Annotated in this window: 19 protein-coding genes; 6 read left to right on the top strand and 13 right to left on the bottom strand. The window is 63.7% G+C overall.

Going from position 1 to position 20,403, the window contains the following annotated elements; all coding sequences use genetic code 11:
- Nucleotides 1-306: 306 nt before the first annotated feature.
- The 10 genes from QD172_RS15720 to QD172_RS15675 all read right to left on the bottom strand — a co-directional run bounded on the left by QD172_RS15720 (nt 307) and on the right by QD172_RS15675 (nt 10,555).
- Nucleotides 307-1,071 (bottom strand): transporter substrate-binding domain-containing protein, encoded by a 765-nt coding sequence (locus QD172_RS15720; RefSeq protein WP_077378307.1) that lies wholly within the window; start codon nt 1,069-1,071, stop codon nt 307-309.
- A gap of 251 nt (nt 1,072-1,322) precedes the next feature.
- Complete coding sequence (locus QD172_RS15715) at nt 1,323-2,075, bottom strand: ABC transporter permease (protein ID WP_077378483.1); 753 nt, start codon at nt 2,073-2,075, stop codon at nt 1,323-1,325.
- A gap of 41 nt (nt 2,076-2,116) precedes the next feature.
- Nucleotides 2,117-2,833 carry an ABC transporter permease gene (locus QD172_RS15710; protein WP_084207919.1) on the bottom strand — a complete coding sequence of 239 codons (717 nt, stop codon included), beginning with the start codon at nt 2,831-2,833 and terminating at the stop codon, nt 2,117-2,119.
- 41 nt (nt 2,834-2,874) lie between these two features.
- Nucleotides 2,875-3,693, bottom strand: coding sequence for a transporter substrate-binding domain-containing protein (locus tag QD172_RS15705; protein WP_136938898.1), 819 nt, complete (start codon nt 3,691-3,693; stop codon nt 2,875-2,877).
- A 164-nt stretch (nt 3,694-3,857) separates the two neighbouring features.
- Nucleotides 3,858-4,658, bottom strand: coding sequence for an ATP-binding cassette domain-containing protein (locus QD172_RS15700; protein WP_077378316.1), 801 nt, complete (start codon nt 4,656-4,658; stop codon nt 3,858-3,860).
- Nucleotides 4,659-5,112: 454 nt separating this feature from the next.
- Nucleotides 5,113-6,174, bottom strand: coding sequence for a succinylglutamate desuccinylase (locus tag QD172_RS15695; protein WP_279856245.1), 1,062 nt, complete (start codon nt 6,172-6,174; stop codon nt 5,113-5,115).
- Nucleotides 6,171-7,019: a DUF1338 domain-containing protein gene (locus QD172_RS15690; RefSeq protein ID WP_176503231.1), complete on the bottom strand. Its 849-nt coding sequence runs from the start codon at nt 7,017-7,019 to the stop codon at nt 6,171-6,173. The genes QD172_RS15695 and QD172_RS15690 overlap by 4 nt, the downstream gene beginning before the upstream one ends.
- A gap of 261 nt (nt 7,020-7,280) precedes the next feature.
- Complete coding sequence (locus tag QD172_RS15685) at nt 7,281-7,835, bottom strand: lipocalin family protein (RefSeq protein ID WP_279856244.1); 555 nt, start codon at nt 7,833-7,835, stop codon at nt 7,281-7,283.
- A 139-nt stretch (nt 7,836-7,974) separates the two neighbouring features.
- A complete protein-coding gene (locus QD172_RS15680; protein ID WP_176493558.1) occupies nt 7,975-9,150 on the bottom strand; it encodes a GGDEF domain-containing protein in 1,176 nt (391 codons plus the stop codon).
- A gap of 106 nt (nt 9,151-9,256) precedes the next feature.
- Nucleotides 9,257-10,555: a TauD/TfdA family dioxygenase gene (locus tag QD172_RS15675; RefSeq protein ID WP_279856243.1), complete on the bottom strand. Its 1,299-nt coding sequence runs from the start codon at nt 10,553-10,555 to the stop codon at nt 9,257-9,259.
- Between the two features lie 160 nt (nt 10,556-10,715).
- Here QD172_RS15675 and QD172_RS15670 point away from each other — a divergent pair, with 160 nt between their 5' ends.
- Nucleotides 10,716-11,723: a LysR family transcriptional regulator gene (locus QD172_RS15670; protein ID WP_176503230.1), complete on the top strand. Its 1,008-nt coding sequence runs from the start codon at nt 10,716-10,718 to the stop codon at nt 11,721-11,723.
- Between the two features lie 99 nt (nt 11,724-11,822).
- On the opposite strand, the gene QD172_RS15665 is transcribed toward QD172_RS15670, so the two are convergent.
- Nucleotides 11,823-12,650 carry a M90 family metallopeptidase gene (locus tag QD172_RS15665; RefSeq protein ID WP_279856242.1) on the bottom strand — a complete coding sequence of 276 codons (828 nt, stop codon included), beginning with the start codon at nt 12,648-12,650 and terminating at the stop codon, nt 11,823-11,825.
- Nucleotides 12,651-12,654: 4 nt separating this feature from the next.
- The gene (locus tag QD172_RS15660) at nt 12,655-14,214 is read right to left on the bottom strand and encodes a bifunctional GNAT family N-acetyltransferase/carbon-nitrogen hydrolase family protein (RefSeq protein ID WP_077378340.1); all 1,560 of its coding nucleotides are present in this window, start codon (nt 14,212-14,214) and stop codon (nt 12,655-12,657) included.
- A 338-nt stretch (nt 14,215-14,552) separates the two neighbouring features.
- Between QD172_RS15660 and QD172_RS15655 the strand changes: the two genes are divergently transcribed.
- Together QD172_RS15655 and QD172_RS15650 are read left to right on the top strand one after the other, a co-directional pair.
- On the top strand, nt 14,553-15,272 hold the full coding sequence (locus QD172_RS15655) for a glutathione S-transferase N-terminal domain-containing protein (RefSeq protein ID WP_077378486.1): 720 nt from the start codon (nt 14,553-14,555) through the stop codon (nt 15,270-15,272).
- Nucleotides 15,273-15,364: 92 nt separating this feature from the next.
- Nucleotides 15,365-16,054 (top strand): glutathione S-transferase C-terminal domain-containing protein, encoded by a 690-nt coding sequence (locus tag QD172_RS15650; protein ID WP_084207923.1) that lies wholly within the window; start codon nt 15,365-15,367, stop codon nt 16,052-16,054.
- Nucleotides 16,055-16,082: 28 nt separating this feature from the next.
- Here QD172_RS15650 and QD172_RS15645 read toward each other — a convergent pair whose 3' ends face one another.
- Nucleotides 16,083-17,000: a LysR family transcriptional regulator gene (locus QD172_RS15645; RefSeq protein ID WP_077378346.1), complete on the bottom strand. Its 918-nt coding sequence runs from the start codon at nt 16,998-17,000 to the stop codon at nt 16,083-16,085.
- A gap of 354 nt (nt 17,001-17,354) precedes the next feature.
- On the opposite strand from QD172_RS15645, the gene modA reads away from it, so the two are divergent.
- The 3 genes from modA to modC all read left to right on the top strand — a co-directional run bounded on the left by modA (nt 17,355) and on the right by modC (nt 20,317).
- On the top strand, nt 17,355-18,257 hold the full coding sequence (gene modA, locus QD172_RS15640) for a molybdate ABC transporter substrate-binding protein (protein WP_279856239.1): 903 nt from the start codon (nt 17,355-17,357) through the stop codon (nt 18,255-18,257).
- A gap of 202 nt (nt 18,258-18,459) precedes the next feature.
- Nucleotides 18,460-19,152 (top strand): molybdate ABC transporter permease subunit, encoded by a 693-nt coding sequence (gene modB / locus QD172_RS15635; RefSeq protein ID WP_077378349.1) that lies wholly within the window; start codon nt 18,460-18,462, stop codon nt 19,150-19,152.
- On the top strand, nt 19,145-20,317 hold the full coding sequence (gene modC / locus QD172_RS15630) for a molybdenum ABC transporter ATP-binding protein (protein WP_279856237.1): 1,173 nt from the start codon (nt 19,145-19,147) through the stop codon (nt 20,315-20,317). The genes modB and modC overlap by 8 nt, the downstream gene beginning before the upstream one ends.
- The last annotated feature ends 86 nt before the right edge of the window (nt 20,318-20,403 follow it).

Below are 20,403 nucleotides of genomic sequence, written 5' to 3'. Positions count from 1 at the left end.
GAGCTACCGTTGCAGGAGTGGGATGCTGGGCATCCTAGAGAGGCCGGGCAGACGGGATAAGCCCTCTCAGCCACACTGCTTTGGTTCTCAATTTGCACCAATTGTGCAAGGGGACGCGATGACTTGGCATCTGGCTCAGGCGTGGCGGGGGCTTGCTCTCATTCCCCGGCGGCGCTGATGAAGGGGCTGGGTCGGGAATGACCCTGTCTCAACGCAAAAGTCCCGCGGCAGATGCCAGCGGGACGTGTTGTCTTGCGTGTCACTTGCGCCTGTCAGCTCGCGCGCGTCATGACATGGGAGGCGATCTTACTTCTTCTCGCCGAAGTACTTGGTGTGGATGGTGTCGTAGGTACCATCGGCCTTCAGTTCCGCCAGTGCGCCGTTGATCTGCTCGGCCAGGTCCTTGTCACGCTTGCGCATGGCGATACCGAAGCCGTCGCCGAAGTATTTCTTGGGCTCGGTGACCACTTCCCCCACGGCCTTGTAGTTGCCGTTGCCGCCATCGATGAGGGTGGACTTGCCGACCGGGAAGTCGAGGAAGGCGATGTCGAGGCGACCCGCATCCATGTCCAGCACCAGGTCATCGGCGGTGGTGTAGCGCTTGACCTCGGCATTCTTGGCGTAGAGATCCGTGACGTAGTTGTCCTGCAGGGTGCCGCGCTGCACGCCGATGGCCTTGCCCGCCAGGGCCTCGGTGGAGGTGGCGCTCAACGCGCTGTCGGACGGCGCGAACCAGGCAGACGGCGGCGTGATGTAGGTGTCGGAGAACAGCACCTTCTCACGGCGTTCTTCGTTGATGGTCATCGAGGACATGATGGCGTCGTACTTGCGTGCCATCAGGCCGGGGATGATGCCGTCCCATGCCTGGATGACCCACTCGCAGTCGCGGTTGATCTTCGCGCAGATGGCATTGCCCAGCTCGATGTCGAAGCCGGTCAGCTCGCCGTCCGGTGTCTTGTATTCCATCGGCTCATAAGGCACATCGACGCCGATGCGCAGTGTCTCGGCGGCCTGTGCGCCACCGGCCATCAGTGCTGCACCCAGCAGGGAAATTCCCAGAAGCTTCTTCATGTCGTTCCCGTTCCTCGTTGTTGTTGGTCGAGCTGACGTGTCAGCGACACCAGACGCTCCCTGAAAAGGTATCAGGCGTCTGCGCCGATGAAGACAGGACTGTCGTCAGCCATTGTTCTCCACACTAGCCCAGTCCTGCGCTGTGGTGAAGGGGGAAAATGGTCGGATTCAAACGTTCGTTAAACGAGATGCATTGCTGGATCAGGAGTGAAAAACGAAAGAAGCGCCCGGCAAGAGGCGCTTCTTTCAGTTCAATTCAATGGTTTCAAGTGTGCCAGCAGACGTTTCTCCAGCTGCCTGAAGATGGCAATGATGGTGAAGGTCAGACACAGATAGATGGCGGCGACGAACAGGAAGGCCTCGAAGGGGGCATAGAAGCGTGCATAGATGTCACGCGCCGCCCCGGTGAGGTCCAGCAGCGTCACCACACTGCAGATGGCACTGGCATGCAGCATGAAGATGACTTCATTGCCGTAGGCCGGCAGTGCCCGACGGAAGGCACTGGGCAGAATGATGCGACGCATCATCTTGCCGCGTGACATGCCATAGGCGCGTGCAGCTTCCATCTCGCCCTTGGGCGTGGACTGGATGGCACCATGGAAGATCTCGGTGGTATAGGCCGCGGTATTGAGCACGAAGGCCAGCAGCGCCGGGACGAAGGGGTCACGGAAGTACTCCCACAGCCAGGTGTCCTGAATGCTGGGGACATGCACGCTGGTGATTCCCAACGAGATGTCGAAGCCATCGAAGAACACCACCCCGTAGTAGATCAGGTAAAGCTGGATCAGCAGAGGGGTACCACGGAAGACATAGGTGTACAGGTAGACCGGCATCTTGATCCAGCGGCGGCGCGAGCCGCGCAGGATCGCCAATGGCACGGCCAGCACCAGCCCGATGATCAGCGACAGGAACACCAGCTGCACCGTGGTGACCAGCCCCTCCCAGTAGTGCCAGAGAGTGGTGGCGGTGAAGATGTAGTTGTCGCTCAGCACATCATCGAGCATCTGGCCAAGCTGGGCGATGATGCCTGTCGGGCCCGCATCGTTCAGTTGTTCCATGCGCTGGCCTCCCCGAATCCGGTGTTGTAGCGCTTCTTGAGGCGCGAAAGCCCCCATTCGGACACGGTGGCGATCAGCAGATAGCCCGCCGCGACCGGCAACAGGAAGGTGAAGGGCTCATGGGTCGCCTTGGCGGCCTCGCTGGCGACACGCACCATGTCGACCAGCCCGATCACCGACACCAGGGCGGTGGTCTTGAGCAGTACCATCCAGTTGTTGCCCAGCCCCGGCAGGGCGTGACGCATCATCAGCGGGAAGCGAATGCGCTTGAAGACCTTCCAGTTGCTCATGCCATAGGCACGTCCGGCCTCGATCTGGCCGGCATCCACTGCCATGAAGGCACCGCGGAAGGTCTCACCCATGTAGGCGCCGAAGATGAAGCCGATGGTGATGACGCCCGCGGTGAATTCGTCGACGTTGACGAAGACATCGATGTCATAGCGGTCATACAGCCAGTCGGTGACCATGTTGATGCCGATCTGACCACCGAAGAACAGCAGCAGCATCAACACGATGTCCGGTACGCCACGGATGATGGTGGTGTAGAGCGTCGCGATCCAGCGCAGTGGCGTGGAACGCGACATCTTGGCGGTCGCTGTCATCAGCCCGAGGGCGATGGCCAGCAGCTGGGCCAGCACGGCCAGCTGCACCGTGACCCAGGCACCCTCCAGCAGACTTGGCCCGTAGCCTTGTAGGTCGATCATGGGAATCCTCCCGTGAAGCGCCGTGCAAACCGCTCAGCGGTTTACTGGCTGTTGGCGGTCGCGGCGCTGGCGAAGTACTTGGCGTTGAGACGCTCGAGCGTGCCGTCGGCCTTCAGCGTGTCCAGTGCCTCGTCGATGGATTTCTTGAGATCACGGTCGCGCTGCTTCATGGCGATGCCGAAGCCGTCACCGAAGTACTTCTTCGGTTCGCTGATGGCGCTGCCGGTATTGACGAAATTGCCATCATTGGCCTCGACCAGGGTGTCCTGACCGACCGGCAGATCAAGGAAGGCGACATCGACGCGACCGCTGTCCATGTCCAGCACCAGATCATCCAGCTTGGTATAGCGACGCACCTCGGCCACGCTGGCGTAGAGGTCGGTGACGTAGTGATCCTGCAGGTTGCCGCGCTGGACACCGATCACCTTGCCCTTGAGAGCCTCGGCATCGAGGCTGTCCGCGCCGGCCAGCGGGCTGTCCGCCTTGACGAACCAGCCGGACGGCGGCGTGAAGTAGGGCGCGGAGAACAGCACCTGACGTTCACGCTCCGGGTTGATGGTCAGCGCGGACATGATGACGTCGTACTTGCGTGCCATCAGGCCCGGGATGATGCCGTCGAAGTCCTGCTCGACCCACTCGCAGCGAGTGGCGAGCTGCTCGCAGATGGCATTGCCCAGCTCGATCTCGAAGCCGGTCAGCTCACCGCTCGGCAGCTTGTAGCCGAAGGGCGCGTAGGGCACGTCGATGCCGAGGCGCAGCGGGTCCGGCACATCGGCGGCCTGCACGGCGCCTGCCGAGATGGCGAGAGTGGAGAGACCGAGGGTGACGCCCATCAGGGCGCGTGTCGCGAACTGTTTCATCACTTTCATTCCTGAAATCTCTTGCGCCTCGAGGCCTGCCGATGGCATGGCGCTCGCGGTGCTGAATCATGTGCCGGACACGGGATCACCGTGCCGGGGGAAGCGCCGGCGGAGCGAGCGGTTGATCAGAGCCGTCCGTCAGTCCTGTTCATCAGTCCTGCCTGTCAGTACTTGGGCGCCAGGAACTGCTTGAGTCGCTCTGACTGGGGATTGCCCAGTACCTCAGCCGGATCGCCGGCTTCCTCGACCAGACCCTGATGCAGGTAGACCACCTGACTCGAGACGTCGCGCGCGAAGCTCATCTCGTGGGTCACCACCACCATGGTGCGGCCTTCCTCGGCCAAGTCGCGCATCACCTTGAGCACGTCACCGACCAGTTCCGGGTCGAGAGCCGAGGTCGGCTCGTCGAACAGCATCACTTCCGGCTCCATCGCCAGGGCGCGCGCGATGGCACCACGCTGCTGCTGGCCCCCCGACATCTGGGCCGGGTAGTAGTCGGCGCGCTCGAGCAGGCCGACGCGATCCAGCAGGCTGCGCGCGTGCGCGATGGCTTCTTTCTTCGGCTTGCCGAGCACGTGGATCGGCGCCTCGATGACGTTTTCCAGCAGGGTCATGTGTGACCACAGGTTGAAGCCCTGGAAGACCATCGACAGGCGTGCGCGCATGCGCTCGACCTGACGCCAGTCCATCGGCTCGCGACCGCGGCGGGTGTCCTTGAAGCCGATCTGCTCGCCGTGGACGAAGATGTCGCCACCGTCCGGCTGTTCCAGCAGGTTCATGCAGCGCAGAAAGGTACTCTTGCCGGAGCCAGAGGCACCGATCAGCGTGATGACGTCGCCCTTGCGTGCCTTGAGCGACAGGCCCTTGAGCACCTGATTGCTGCCGAAGGACTTGGTGATGTCGCGAACCTCGAGGGGCAGCACCTCGCGGTTCGGGGTCTCGATCCCGGGGGATGTCTTGGTCATGCCGTTACTCCGATCCAGACGCAGCGCATCGCTGCCTTGCCAGGCGGCGCGGGCGCGTCCTGAGTCTGCCGCAGGGCGGCACGGACCCGTGGGAACTTGTGCGTTGTCGACACGGCGGCACAGGGTGCATGACGTCGCCAGGCGAGACTGAATCTCGCTGGCAGCTGGCCATGTCGTCGCAGCCGCTCGAGTGGTATCACGGTCGTGATCGTGAAAGGGGGCAGATTCTACCAGCTCAACGCTGGGTTAACTGCTTCCTTGGAGCGTCGCCGGATACGACTTTGGTTGAGCGCGTGTCGGCAAGAGTCGCTGGCTGGCGACAGGAGGGACAGAACGGCAGGAATGCGTCATGAGTGGGGACCTTGTTGTCATTATTGGGGGCGCCCACCCTGCCGATGCGCCGTGCTGCGTGGGGCAGTACGGCGGTGGCTGGTGGGTGGGGCGCATTTCATGATCAGACTGTCTCGGGGGGAGCACAGCTGGCCAGCAGCAAGGCGGCGCGGGCGCCGATCTCGACACTGGCATTGGGGAATACCACGCTCAGCGGCGTGTCCCCGATGATGCAGGGGCCCGCCTGCGCATCCCGGGCGATCAGCGTGCCGGGGGCGAAGCGGGTGAAGTTGGCGACGTCCTCGCTGAAGCACAGCGCGAAGTCTGCGGAGTGGCGCATCAGCTCCACTTCCACCTTGAAGTAATCCATGGCACCGGGATCAGACTCATCCGGCGGCGTTCCGGTGGCCAGAGCCGCGAGCAGGCGGGACATCGGCGCCAGTGCCGCCATGTCATTGGCGCCGAACGGACGCACCTGGCCCAGCTCCAGCGTGAAGGCATCGGCATCATGGTAGTGGCGCGAGTAGTGCGAGAAGGTCCAGCTGTGCTGATGTTGATGCAGCACGGCCTGGAGGCCGGCAGCGCTCAATATCGGCCACTGTGAGGGACTGATGGCCTCTCCCTCGCTGAAGGGCACCACGGCAAAGCGCGGGTAGTGGCTGTCGCGGATCGCGGTATGCATGTCGTAGTGCAGGCGTCGCGTGCCATCGGCCGGCGGGAAGCGGGCGTAGAAGTCATCCACTGCCGCCATCAGCTGGCGGGCGCGTGCCGGCTCATCATCGGCAGGACAGTCATTGGCCTTGCCGGCAGCCGCGTTGCCGGCGTCCACCGAGATGGCGGTCGCCGTCTCGGTACGTCGGAACAGCCGATTGAGGTTGGTCGCATGGAAGCGCTCACCGGTGCGGATGGCGGGCAGGTTGCCCAGAATCAGCAGCAGCGGGGCACCGGCGATCAGGTGGCCGCTCTCGAGACCGGCGATCAGCTCACCCAGCAGTTCGATGGGCGCCGTCTCGTTGCCGTGAATTCCCGCCGAGAGCACGCAGGGGCGAGCCGCAGGCCCTTGGGTGTCCGGACAGATCTCCAGCACGCCGGGGGCGACGATCTCATAGCGCCCACCGGGGATGCGTCCCATGCCACGCGCGCTGGCGTGGCCTTCGAGTGTCAGGTCAAGCCAGTCGGCAATCACGGGGTGGAGTGCTCCCTTGGGCTGTCCTGGCCGGTATCGGAGGATTCGGTCAGGTGGGTGGATTCGAAGATCTTGTCGGCACTGGCGGCCACGAAACCCTGATACAGCTTGCCGTCGGCATCCGGATAGCGACGGGCGAACTCGTAGTAGCAGGTCGCGATCTCGTGCTGCTCGCCGCCGGCGAAGGTGAAGGTCTGGCGGTCGGCGAGGGTGGAGGCCTGCTCCAGCAGGACCTCGGGTGAGCCCTTGATGCGTCCGCCGGCCGGATTGATGCCCAGGCCAAGCGCTTCCACGCGCGTCAGCACCTTGTCGAGCGTGTCATGACGGGTAAGTGCATTGACGCTGATGGTGAAGTGATTGGCGCGCAGGCCGATGATCGACAGCCAGGCCGCGTATTCGCTCTCCTCCATCAGACGCTGATACTGCTCGAAGGTCGGCGCGTCCCACAGGCGACCTGACCACAGCACGGAGGGCTGGGTGGCGGCATCCGGCGAGATCTGGCTGACCAGACCATCGATGATCGACTGGGCGCGCTCGGAAAGCTCATGACATTTCAGCTCGGAGAGGAAGACGCGCGGCATGTCGGGAGACGGCGGCAGATAGCCGAAGGCGCGCAGCTTCTTCTCGCGGAAGTCATAGGGGGCGAAGCGGGTGTAGCCGAGCGCCAGCAGATGAGGTTCCAGCGCGCTCAGGGTGATCGGCCCGCGGTCGAAGGTCCGGAAGGCCACGTGGTCGTTGACGATGGTCTCGCCGTCGGCCACGAAGGCATCCTGGATCTGTTGGGCCTGGGGCGTCATGGCGACGTAATCATCCCACAGGGCGCTGAAGAACTGCTGGATATCCATGGCACGAGCTCCCTCTGAACTGAGTTGCCCAGTGCAGCGAGGTGTCACTGACACTGGGCGACGGCATTTGGCGGTTGGCAGCAGGGCAGCGCACTCGGCGAGACGCTGCCTCGGCAGATTGTCAGCTCACCATTGGCGAGCCGCTGGCGCGTGGCAAGAGGCAAGGTCGGTTGGATGAAAGCGGCTGTCCGCACCATGTAAACGTCACGTGTCGGTTTAGACCTTGGGTGGAGCCTGCGCCGTGAGCAAGCGCCTGCGTCATCAGCTCTCGCCGTCAGCGACGGGACATGTCTCACCCTGCTCGACCTTGATCAGTGAATCGGTGGCGAAGCCGAGCTCGGCGGCCTGATCGACCAGCGCCTGATAGGTGCCGTCATCCAGCTGCGGCTCGCGCGCCAGTATCCACAGGTAGTCGCGATCGGCACCGGCCACCAGCGACCACTGATACTCATCATCCAGTGCCAGCACGTTGTAGCCACCATAGAAGGGGCCGAAGAAGCTGACCTTGAGGGCCGCGGTCTCGCTGCCCTGAGTGAAGTAGGCCCGCCCTTCGGCCTGACTCCATTCGCCCTTGTCGGCATCAAGGCCGCGATTGATGACGCGCACGCCGCCGTCCTCGCGGGGCGAGTAATCGGCGGTGACGCAGCTCAGTCCCTCCTCGAAGCTGTTGGGCAGGCGGGCGATCTCGTGCCATTGCCCGTAGTAGCGTTCGAGCTGGAAGTCCCCGACGGGCTGGGTGCCGGACGGGACACCGGCACAGCCGCCAAGGAGGCTGAGGCCAGCGAGCGAGAGGGCGAGATGCGGCAGGCGTGTCATTGGCGGGCTCCATGAGACAGGACGCCCCGGCGAATCGTCGCGGGGCGTCGTTACGTGATGAAAGGATGCACAGGCATCCTTCTCTCATTGGGGCGTCTGCGGTTGTCTCAAGAGGGAGGGGGCATCATTCGTGGTGGGATCACAGCACCAGGCGCAGCGGGTTGGCCGCGACCACTCGCCCGCGGCCACGTTGCTTGGCTTCATACATGGCACCGTCCGCACGCGCGATGATGGTTTCCGGCGTGGCACCGGAGAAGGGGAACAGACAGACGCCCACGCTGGCGCTGACACCGATGATCAGCGGCTCGCCGTCGACCTCGAGGTGGATGGGCCTGCTGATCGCGTCCACCAGACGATTGGCCAGTGTTTCCGGGCCCTGGCGGCTATCGCCTTCACGACTGATCAGCACGAGAAATTCATCGCCTCCCAGGCGGCCGACGATATCGTTGCCACGCAGGGTGTCTCCGAGTCGTTCGCCGATGATGCTCAGGACCTGGTCGCCGATATGGTGACCATGGCGGTCATTGATGGGCTTGAAGCCATCCAGGTCGATAAACAGCGCAGCCTGTATGACGCCGGGTGCCTGGATGTCGAGCACCTGATCGAGATGCTCCATCAGGGCGCGTCGATTGAGCAGTCCGGTGAGCGAGTCGCGTGTCGCGTGGTCACGCAGATTGTCTCGCTCGTCGGTGACGTGACATTCGCGCAGGAACAGCAGGCGGCTCTGTCGCTCTCGCGAGTAGGCGCTCATGCCGGCCAGCAGGTTGGCGGACATCATGAAGAAGGCTTCGTTGGCTTCCACCAGCACGCCGGTACCACTGTGCAGGATCGCGCAGCTGGCGGTGCAGCCCATCCAGATCAGCAATCCGCAGGCCAGTGCATAGATGAACTGCAGCCCCAGCAGGGTGTAGGTCCAGAACACCAGCAATAGCAGACTGACGAAATAGGCCGGGAATTCACCCTCATGCATCTCATGGTGATCCACTGCGTGGTCATTGCCGAGATGGAACATGGCCAGCGTGCCCAGCGCCGCGCTCAGGGAGGCCAGGCACAGCAGGCCATTGACCCGGTGTCTGTATCGCGCATGGCGTGACAGCAGGAACAGGCTCAGGACACTGGCGAGAATGCCGGCGCGCAGCAGCAGCAGGCTCTCGAAATGGTGGGTAAGACTTATCTCGATCAGCGCATAGGACGCGAACATCACACAGCTCAGCGGGATGGTGAACCGGCTGAGCTTGTGTGAGGTCTCGATCTGTTGTCGACGATAGCGTCGTTCCAGGGTGTCATCCGCAAAGCAGAGCGTCATGGGATTCATGGGCGGTACCTGAGTAGCCAGAGTCTCAGGATGCCATCGCCTTGCGTGGTCTGCTGCTGGGACTGGACGAATTGAATCACTGAGCTTCAACGCTCGCGGGCCGTCGTCAGTCCAGCTGGCGCGCTGTGACGCGCAATGCCGATTCCACCATGTCGTAATCGACGTAGCAGCCTTGCAGGTGCCGGCGCCCGGTGGTCGGGTCGAAGGACCGGCGCCCGTGCATCACGCGGCGGTTGTCGAAGGCCACCATCTGACCGGCCTCGAGCTTGAGGTGCAGGCGGAAGTCCGGTTCGCGCAGGATGCTCCAGTAGTGGCGGTAGGCGGCGTACCAGGCCTGCATCCGTTCCAGCGGCAGGCGCAGGCTATCGCGGATCCAGTTGTTGAAACGCACCTCGATGACCTTGCCGCTGGCATCCAGGTGGATGACCGGTTCACGCACCACGAGGTCGGTCTGCTCATCCGCGAAGCGAAAGTCCACCGGCGTCTCGGCCAGCAGGCGGAAGGCGGCAGGGTCACGCCGGCGTAGTTCCTCGGCGACGGCCATGCCGTCACCGAAGATCGACTCACCGCCCTCGGCGTCATTGACCAGGCAATAGAGCATCTGGATGTCCGGCGGTTGGCGCCAGTTGGGCAGATCCGTGTGCAGTTCCAGCGCGATGGGCGTGTAGGCGGCATTGTTGGGCGCCTGCTTGGAGAAGACCTCGAAGCGCCCGCCGAAGTTGGTGGCACGGATGGGGCCGATGGTGGCCGCGATGGCATCGATCTCACCGCCTTCACAGGTGCCGCCGTCCAGAATCGCGAAGCCGTCGCGGCACAGCGCTTCCAGCCAGCCAAGTCGTGCCTGCCCACCGGCCATGTAGTCGGCAAAGGCGGTAGCGTGAGGCTGATGGCCCTGCTGCCAGGCGCGGCTCGAGGGGACCGGCGTGGCTGGCGGCGCATCACTCGGGCGACGTTGCAGCAACCAACCGGCATCGAAACGACTGGTGTGGCCGTCCTGCCAGATGACGACGAGATTGCCTTGCTCGACACGCAACTGATGCACCGTCAGGGCCGCATCATCCATGAGCATGAAGGTGCGCTCGAAGGTCTGCGGATGACGGCAGGCGTCGCAGGCGCAGTGATCACGCAGCCAGATCAGCGGAAAGCGTGCCTGATCCCCATCGGCCCAGCTCAGAGTCGCCAGTGCCTCGTCATGGGTCGCCTGAATCAGGGGAGTGCCGCGATGATGGGGCTGATATTCCTTCATGTCCCACTGATGACGCGTGCCGGCATCCGTCGCTGCCGTGTCGGTAGTGTCGATAGTGTCGTTCGTATCGATAGTGTCGTTCGTCACGCTAGTGTCGCCAATACCATCAGTGTCGCTGGTACCGAAAGTGTCGGAATCAGATGCTGTGAGAGTCTCCATGGGCGCCTTCCTTGTCTCTGTCGGTGTCGGTGAGTCTTGTGCTGAGAGTGAGTCTATTGTCTTGCGTGTCATGAAGGCTGACCAACGCGAAATATGACGCCCATGGCTTAGCTGAGCTAATGTGTGGTCATGCTCCTCCATTGTCCGCCACGAGATTGCCATGCACGACTCACCTTCCTCGCCGCCGAGTGTCTTGCCTGTTTCCTTGTCCAGCCCGTTGCCACCCCTGGCCTGGCTGCAGGCCTTCGAGGCGGCGGCACGCCTGATGAGTTTCACGCGGGCGGCCGAGGAGCTGAGCGTCACCCAGTCCGCCATCAGTCAGCGTATCCGCCAGCTGGAGGATCGGCTCGGCCAGCCGCTGTTCGTGCGCCATGCTCGCAGTCTGAATCTGACACCGGCCGGGCAGGCCTGGCTGCCGGCGCTGCAGGATGGCTTCCAGCGTCTGCAGGAGGGCACGCTGGAAGTCTTCGGACCCTCGCGCGCCGCGCCGGTGAGTCTGCGTGCGACGCCGATGAGCCAGCAGGCCTGGTTGTTGCCGCGTCTGGCCAGCTTTCATCGAGATCAACCCGAGATCGCCCTGCGGCTGGTGAGTGCCTTCTGGGCGCGTGATTTCGATGGCGAGGAAGTGGATATCGAACTGCGCTATGGCCAGGGGGACTGGCCGCAGGTCGAGGCGATCAAGGTGGGAGCGGAGCAGGAGCGGATGATCGTCGTGGCAAGCTCGGCACTGAGCGCCCGGTTGAGCACGGCGGCGGATCTGACCGGAATGACGCTGCTGCATGCGGCGGGATTCGCGGTGGGCTGGCGTCGCTGGCTGGTCGCGGCTGGTCAGCTGGGACTGGAGAAGACGACGTCCACCATCAGTTGTGACACCCAGGTCATGACACTGGAAATGGCGCGTCTCGGCATGGGCGTGGCGCTGGTGCATGAAGGCCATTTTCAGCAATGGATGGCCTCCGGCAATGGCGGACTGGAGCAGGCCTTCCCGCTGGCGATTCCTGCCGAGCAGCATTTCTGGCTGGTACGTTCCTCCCAACGTCCCATGCGACCCACGGCCCAGCGTGTCTGGGATTACCTGGTGGAAAAGTCAGCAGTGACCGACTCAGGTACTGCTCTTGATGCATCGGGGAATCGCAACGGCGGGCCCGCCGCGGCACACCCTGATTGATATACCGTTAGCTTGAGCCGGTGGTTGAGGGGGTGAGCGGTCGCTATTCATTGTCCGGATCTTCTTGTCTGCCCGTCTGCCTGCCTGGCTGTCAGGCGATCAGTCGTGAGCCGTCGGGCAGCGTGGCAATGGCGATTGATGGAAGAAGCGTTCCAGCAGGGCATACAGCTCGGGATAGGCGGCTTCGAGGGTGTCCGGTGCGGTAAAGAAATACTCGCAGCACACGGCGAAGCATTCGGCGGGGTGACTGGCGGCGTAGTCATCGATCGGCGTGGGAATGCCGTGTGCCAGGCGCTCGCTCAGGTCATCCCAGACGGCAGTGAAGGTGGCGTGCCATTCCTGAGCGCTGATGTGGCCAGGCAGAGGCGGAAAGCCATCGGCATCGGTGGCGTTGGCCATGTCGAGCTTGTGGGCGAATTCGTGGATGACCACATTGAAGCCGCTCCAGTCACCGCTGGCGGCCAGGTCCTGCTGCGTGACCACCACCGGCCCCTGGTACCAGGTCTCACCGGCCCGGGTGTCCTGGAAGACATGCACCACGCCTGCCTCATCCATCTCTTCCACTTCACGGCGGATGGCCTCGAGCGGCAGCATGATCTCATGGACGCGAGCGCCGGCATCCTGCCAGCGCTCGGCATGCGCCCAACCATTGAGCAACAGCATCGCCTGAGCCGCCAATGCCAGCGCCTCGACCTCCTCGAGAGGCTCGGCGCTGGTCAGCTTCCAGTCATGCAGTTGCCGGCGGGCGCGGCGCTCAAGACGCGTGAGCGCCTCGGCGTCGAGTTCCTCGAGGATCGGCAGACGCTCGCGGACGGATTGCCACAGGGTGTCCCCCTCCTGGGTCTGGGAAGAGAAGGGGGCTGAGGCGTCGGCATCATGGCCGTGGCGCTCGGATCGCTGCCACAGCCGTTGCCACCAGGGGGGCATCGAGTCAGTCCTGACGACTGCCGGACTTCCAGGACCAGTCGCGCAGGCGCAGGTCGAAGAGGTCCTTGCGACGGTCCTTGAGGTTGGTCACCGAGCCTTCGCTGCGCACGACCTTGAGACGTTCCAGATCGAGATCCGAGAACATGATCATCTCGGTGTTCGGGGTCGTCTCGGCCATCACCGCATCATGCGGGAAGGAGAAGTCAGAGGGCGAGAATACCGCTGACTGGGCGTACTGGATGTCCAGACTCTCGATGGACGGCAGATTGCCGACACTGCCGCAGACCACCACATAGCACTCGTTCTCGATGGCGCGCGCCTGGGCGCAGTGGCGGACGCGCAGGTAGCTGTTCTTGGTGTCGGTCCAGAACGGCACCATCAGGATGTCCATGTCCTGGTCGGCCAGCAGACGTGACAGCTCCGGGAATTCCACGTCGTAGCAGATCAGCATGCCGATGCGGCCGGCGTCGGTCTCGAATACGGCCAGCTCGTCGCCGCCCTTGATGATCCAGTCACGGCGCTCCTGGGGCGTGATGTGCAGCTTGGCCTGACGGTCGATCTCGCCATCGCGGTGACAGAGATAGGTGACGTTGTAGAGCTCGTTGTCATCACCGACCTCCACCATGGACCCGGCCACGATGTTGATGTTGTAGGCCACCGCCATGCGCGAGATTTCCTGCTTGAAGCGCTCGGTGAAGCCGGCAAGGAAGCGGATGCAGCGCACCGGGTCACTCTGGTCTTCCAGCAGGCCGATCAGCGGTGTATTGAACAGCTCCGGGAAGACGGCGAAGTCGCTCTGATAGTCCGAGAGAGCATCGACGTAATATTCCACCTGCTGCAGCACGGATTCGACACAATCGAACTTGCGCATCTGCCACTGGACGGCGCCGACGCGAATCATCGTCTTGCGGCTTTCCAGCACACGCTCGACCGGCTCGAAGAGGATGTTGTTCCACTCGAGCAAGGTGGCATAGCCCTGTGAGCTCTCGTCTTCCGGCAGATACTGGCGCATCAGGCGCTTGACCAGAAATCCATTGGCCAGCTGGAAGGACAGGATGGGGTCGTAGATCTCGCGTCGCTCGACCTTGTCGATGTAGTCGGTCGCGGACAGCTCCGCGGCATACTCGTGATACTGGGGAATGCGCCCACCGGCCAGAATCGAGCGCAGATTCATGGAGCGACACAGTTCCTTGCGCGCTTCATACAGGCGGCGGCCGAGACGATAGCCCCGGTAGTTGGGGTCGATCAGGACATCCAGGCCATAGAGCGCATCTCCCTCGGGGTTGTTGAGGATGACTTCGCGCTGGCCGATCAAATCATCGTACTTGTGCGGGTTCGAGAAGGCGTCGTAATCCACCAGCGCCGTCAGCGCGACCCCGACCAGCATCTCGCCGTCCTCGATCACGATCTGACCATCGGGGAATTCCGCGACCAGGCGATTGATGGTGTGTTCCGGCCAGGCGCCGCCGATGTCGTCGTAGATGCCGTCCATCAGGCGTTTCAGCTGGGGGTAGTCGGATTCCTGCAGGTTGCGCAGGTTAAGGTGCAGGTCTTCGACGGACATCGAGACTCCTTGGGAAATGAGTGATGAGAGCAGGGCGAGACGCGGCGGGTGCGACAGCGTGGATCCATTATTCGCGCTGTCGAGGCCGAGTGTCATCAATATCCTTTGGTCAATGACCGGCGCGTGTCGCGAATCCCTCCTCAATGGGTCCAACCTCGCGCCACTGCAAGGGTGAGCGGGTGGAAGCACGGCGAGCGGCGTATCAGCGGGATATTGAACGAATGCTCATTTTGCTTGCATTTGCGCGGCACAACGTCCAAAACATTGCCATGGGCAAGACGCCCACGGCGACGTCATGCCGAACATCTTGAGCTTGAATGACACCGGAGGATACCTGCATGACCCCAGTACTCTATGAATTGCGAGGCCGTGATGACCGTCTGCGTTTCTCGCCGTTCTGCTGGCGCGCGCGGCTGGCCCTGGCCCACAAGGGCATCGAGGCGGAACTCGTTCCCATGCTGTTCACCGACAAGAGTCCGATCGACTTCTGCGATTCCACCACGGTGCCGGTACTCAAGGATGATTTCGGCGTGTCGATGGACAGCTACGACATCTTCCAGCACCTGGACGAGCATTATCCGGATGCAGGCCATGGCCCGCTGATCGGCGATGCACTGGCAAGGGCGCGCCTGAATTTCGTCAAGGTCTATGCCGAGCAGGTCATGGCCGTCGGTTTCTTCCGCCTGGTGGCACTGGATCTGGTGCAGGCCATTCACCCGGATGACCGTGAATACTTCCAGAGCGCCCGAGAAGCCCGCTTCGGCATGTCGTTCGAGGAGTTCCACGATGTCGAGATCGCCCGTGGCATTCTCGACAGCGCCTTCAAGCCGTTGCGTGGCCTGTTGGGCAATCAGCCCTTCATGGATGGCGAGTCACCGGCGGCGGCGGATTACCTGATCTTCGGCTTCTTCATCTGGGCCCACATCGTCTCCGACACCTCGCCCTTCGGCGAGACGGAAGACCCCGCTGATCCGCTGGTGCAGTGGCGCGAGCGCATGATGGATCTCCATGACGGCATGGCACGCAAGTCGCCGCGTGCCAGCGAGATCCCGCAGTAAGCCCTCAATCGCGTCAGCGATGCGCTTCCTGATGGCTCGAACGCTTCCAGGCGTTCGGGCCATGTCGTCTTGCCCTCGAAAAGGTGCTCACGATGATTGACCTGTATTACTGGACCACGCCCAACGGCCACAAGATCACGATCTTTCTGGAAGAGGCCGGCCTCGAGTACCGACTCATTCCGGTCAACATCAGCAAGGGCGAGCAGTTCGCGCCAGCGTTTCTGGCCATCTCGCCCAACAATCGCATGCCGGCGATCGTCGATCATGCGCCGGCCGATGGTGGCGAGCCGATTTCCGTGTTCGAATCCGGCGCGATTCTGGAATATCTGGCCGACAAGACCGGCCAGTTCCTGCCGCGCGAGACGCGCCCACGCAATGATGTGCTGCAGTGGCTGCATTGGCAGATGGGCGGCCTGGGGCCGATGCTCGGTCAGGTGCACCACTTCACGCACTACGCGCCAGAACCGGTGGAGTACGCCATCGAGCGCTATCACAAGGAAGGCGAGCGCCTCTACGGCGTTCTGGAGCGCCAGCTTGCGGGGCGTGACTTCGTGGCCGGTGACGAGTTGAGCATCGCCGACATGGCCATCTGGCCGTGGCTGAAGGCCGAGAAGCAGGAGATCGATCTGGCCCGCTTCCCGGCGGTGGCTGCCTACCGCACTCGCATGGCCGAGCGTGATGGTGTCAGGCGGGCGATGGCGCGCATCGACGACATCAATCCGGCGGCCAATGTGGCGATGGATGAAGAGGCGCGTCGCCACCTGTTTGGCCAGGGCCGCTGAGTCGCGCTGGTACGTGAGGCCTGCGGGGCTAGGGCTGCCCCCAGTCCTTGGGCACATGGCGCCGGATACGATCCAGCAGCGCGCCCAGCTTGCGCGGCGGGTGCCCGAAGGGATAGTGCAGGCTGACCGGAATCGAGGGTCCTTGCCACTCGGGCAGACAGGCCTCGAACTGGCCGGGATGTGCCACGGAGCGGGTGCGCACGTGGTGGTCCGGCAGCAGGCCGATACCGGCGCCATGCGCGATGTGGTCGGCATGTACCACGACATTGTCGACCGTGAAGCGCGAGGGCGGCAGGCTCACTCGGTACTCGCCCTGTTCCGGATGGTGGAGCACCAGATCGGGATGATGGCGGTCGATCAGGTTGACCCAGTCGTGGGAGGCAAGCTCGCCGGGATGCTGCGGATGGCCATGCTGGCGCAGATAGTCCGGGTGGGCATACAGATGCTGACGCTGGTGGCCCAGCACCTCGTCACGCAGGCCGCTGTCACGGGTCGGACCTTCCCACAGCCACAGCATGACCTGATCATCCTCACGTGTCGGAGGCTGCAGGTTTGAAGTCAGCGTCAGGCGAATGCCCGGATACTCCTCGATGAACTCGGTGAGCAGACGATTGAACCAGCCACGCAGGAAATGCGGGTGGACGCTGATGCTGAGATCACCGCTCACCTCCTCGCGGAGTTCGTCCAGTGCCATCTGCGAGCGCTCGCCCAGCGACAGCATCTGCTGGCAATACTGATGGAACAGCGTGCCGGCCTCGGTGGGAATCAGGCGGTTGGCCTGGCGATGCAGCAGCGGCTGACCGAGCTGATACTCGAGGTGACTGATCCGACGGCTGAGCGTGGACTTGGAGATACCGAGGTGTTCGGCGCCGGCGCCCAGGTTGCCATGGCGCATGATGGCATCGAAGGCACTGAGGCCCTGAAATTCGTCAAGTACGGGAGGCATGGATTGGTGGCACCTGAGACTGTCTGCCACTCGGGCAGCCGATGGCATGAAAGAGAGCGTGGAGGCAGAGTGCGCCGCGGATCTGGCGCAAGGGCCAGTGGCGAGTTGCCGATTTGGCCAGCATTGTAGCCGATTTGGCGGGGGGAGTGGCATGCATGAAAGTGATTCGCGTTCTCTGCTGGCGGGCGCGTTCAGATAATGGGGCTCACGATTCCAGCTCGTTGACGCCCATCCGCGCCCGAGCGGGATGCATGTGGCGGGTGGGCGCGGCATCATGGCATGCAGCAGTGGCACGCGCTGTCGCTGCGTTTCACTCTTCCAAGGCCCTTTCGCGGCCTGACAAAGGACCTCGTGATGTCACTCGCCACGCGCTTGCGCGCTCACTTTCGCTCATGCCAGGAATCCGCCTGCCTGAGACGCACCTCTCTGACGGCCCGCTCAACACTGCTGATGACGCTGGTGGCGCTGCTGGCGGCACCGGTGCAGGCCGACGAACCCACCCGGATTCGCGTCATGGCCGCCGCCTCGCTGCATGATGCGATGGATGCCATCGAGGCCCGCTACGAGCGCCTCGCCAACGTGGATATCCTGCCGGTCTACGCCTCGTCCTCGACCCTGGCGCGTCAGCTGGCCAATGGTGCTCCAGCCCAGCTGTATCTGTCGGCCAACGAGCGCTGGATGGACTGGCTCGAGCAGCAGCCCGGCGTGGTGGTGACAGGGCGTCATGATCTGCTGGGCAATCGTCTGGCACTGGTAGCCGCCGGGGCAAGTTCTCTGGATGCCGGCGTCAGCAATGCCCGGGACGTGACGGACGTGGCCAAGCGACTGGCCGCGACGGGCGACGCCTCCCGGCTGGCGGTGGGGGACCCGGATCACGTGCCGGCGGGCATCTATGCACGTCAATCGCTGGAATCGCTGGGTCAGTGGCAGGCACTGCGCTCGCATCTGGCCAGTGCCGAGGATGTGCGTGCGGCGCTGGCGCTGGTCGAGCACGGTGAAGCCCCACTGGGCATCGTCTACTCGACGGATGCCTCCGTCAGTCATCGCGTCCATCAGATCGGCCTGCTGCCCGAGAGCAGCCACGACCCCATCCACTATCCTGCCGCCTTGATCACGCGGGGCGGGGATGCGCCCGACGAGGCAGCGGAAACCTTTGCCCACTGGCTGTCCAGCAATGAGGCAGGGGCCATCTTCCATCGCTTCGGGTTCGCCACCCTTGGGACCCAGACCGCACCCGCCACCGCTGACAGCCAGTGAGAGCGCCCCGGCTGGGCTGGCGCGCCGGCCGGCATGTCCCGGAGGCACGCGGGCCGCTACACTGGAGGTTTTCCGTGGCATCATTGCGGCAATGACGTGGCTGGCAGAGCGAATCATCGAGCGGGCCATGGCGATGCCATGGGCGCGAGTCGTCTCGTGATCGCGCTGCCCTGCGCCACCTGATCTTGTTCGAGGAGAGTGCATGCTGAGCGCACTGGAATGGGAAGCCCTGAGTCTGAGTCTCAAGGTCGCCTGCGTGGCTGTCGGCTTCAGTCTGATTCCCGGCTTCGCCGCGGCCTGGTGGCTGGCACGACGCGAGTTTCGTGGCAAGGCGCTGGTGGATGGCCTGTTGCATCTGCCGCTGGTGCTGCCACCGGTGGTGGTCGGCTATCTGCTGCTGGTCACCTTCGGACGCAACGGCGTCATCGGTCAGTGGCTGGCGAAGATCGATATCGTGCTGCCCTTCACCTGGCAGGGCGCCGCCGTCGCGGCAGCGGTCATGGCCTTCCCGCTGATGGTGCGTGCCATGCGCCTGTCGCTGGAGGCCATTGACCCGGGGCTGGAGGCCGCGGCTCGTACCCTGGGGGCCAACCCGCTGCGGGTGCTGTTCACGGTGACGATGCCGCTGGCGCTGCCCGGCATTCTGACCGGCGGCATGCTGGCCTTCGCGCGCGCGCTGTCGGAATTCGGCGCGACCATCACCTTTGCGGCCAACATCCCCGGCGAGACCCGTACCTTGCCCCTGGCGCTCTATACCCTGATCCAGACGCCGGGCGAGGAGGGCGCGGCCGCGCGTCTGTGTCTGATCGCGGTGGTGATCGCGATGCTCTCGCTGTTGTCTTCCGAATGGCTGGCGCGCCGGGCCCGACTCCGGATGGAGGGGCGTGATGCTTGATTTCCACCTTTGCCGCACGCTGGGCGCCTTCCATCTCGATGCCGAACTCAAGGTGCCGGCACGCGGGGTCACGGCGCTGTTCGGACGTTCCGGCAGCGGCAAGACCAGCATCCTGCGCATGATCGCAGGGCTCGACCGCCCGGATCATGGCCATCTGCGTCTCACGGGCGAGTGTCTGATCGGCGGCGAGCATGATCACTGGGTGCCTGCCCATCGGCGCAATCTGGGCGTGGTCTTCCAGGAGCCTCGTCTGTTTCCGCACTACAGCGTGCGCGGCAATCTCTGCTACGGCATGCCGCTGGCACTGACGCGTGCTCAACGCCAGCGCAACCGTGACCACCTGCACGAGATCGTCGCGCTGCTGGGCATCGAGGACCTACTGACGCGCATGCCGGGTCAGCTGTCGGGTGGCGAGGCGCGGCGTGTCGCCATCGGGCGCGCCCTGCTGTCACGCCCACGCATGTTGTTGCTGGATGAGCCGTTGACCGGCCTTGATGGCGCCCGCAAGCAGGAACTCCTGCACTACATCAGCCGTCTGGCTCGCGAGATCGAGATTCCGATCCTGTTCGTCAGTCACGATACCCGGGAGCTGTTCGCCGTCGCGGACCGCCTCGCGCTGGTCGACAACGGGCGCATCACCGCCAGCGGCGAGATCGGCGATATGCTGTCACGTCTTGATCTGGCCCCGCAGACCGGGCGTTTCGAAGCCGGCTCACTGCTCAGTGCCGAGGTGCTCTCGCACGATGAAACGCATCAGCTGACCCGTCTGGGGCTCGGGGCGGGATTGAGTCTCAAGCTGGCGCGTCTGGCGATGCCGGTCGGGCGTCGGGTACGCCTGCGACTGCGTGCCCGTGATGTCAGCATCGCGCTGGAAACCCCGCTGAATACCAGCCTGCGCAATACGTTGCCCGCCGTGATTCACGAGATCGAGAGCGAGCGCGGCCACGCCAGTGCGGAACTGGTGCTGGGCATCGCCGGCCAGCGGCTCAGAGCGCGCGTGGACCGGCTGGCCTGCGAGGAGCTGGGGCTCAAGGTCGGCCTCGGCGTCAAGGCATTGATCTCGAGCGTCGCGCTCTCCGGCCCGGACGTGATCAGTCTCGATGTCGGAGACGAGGTCGCGCAGCAGGATGAGGCGGCCGGCACCAGCGAGACGATGTCTCCCTGAGTCTCCCGCGATCCCGCTCCCCTGAGCCCCCTCGGGCCTGGCATTCTGGTAATGTGCCTCGCTCGGTATCCATCGACAAGGAAGAC

It is taken from the genome of Cobetia sp. 10Alg 146 (assembly GCF_029846385.1).
GTDB classification, from domain to species: Bacteria; Pseudomonadota; Gammaproteobacteria; order Pseudomonadales; family Halomonadaceae; genus Cobetia; species Cobetia marina.
This window is presented reverse-complemented; position numbering and strand designations above follow the sequence as displayed.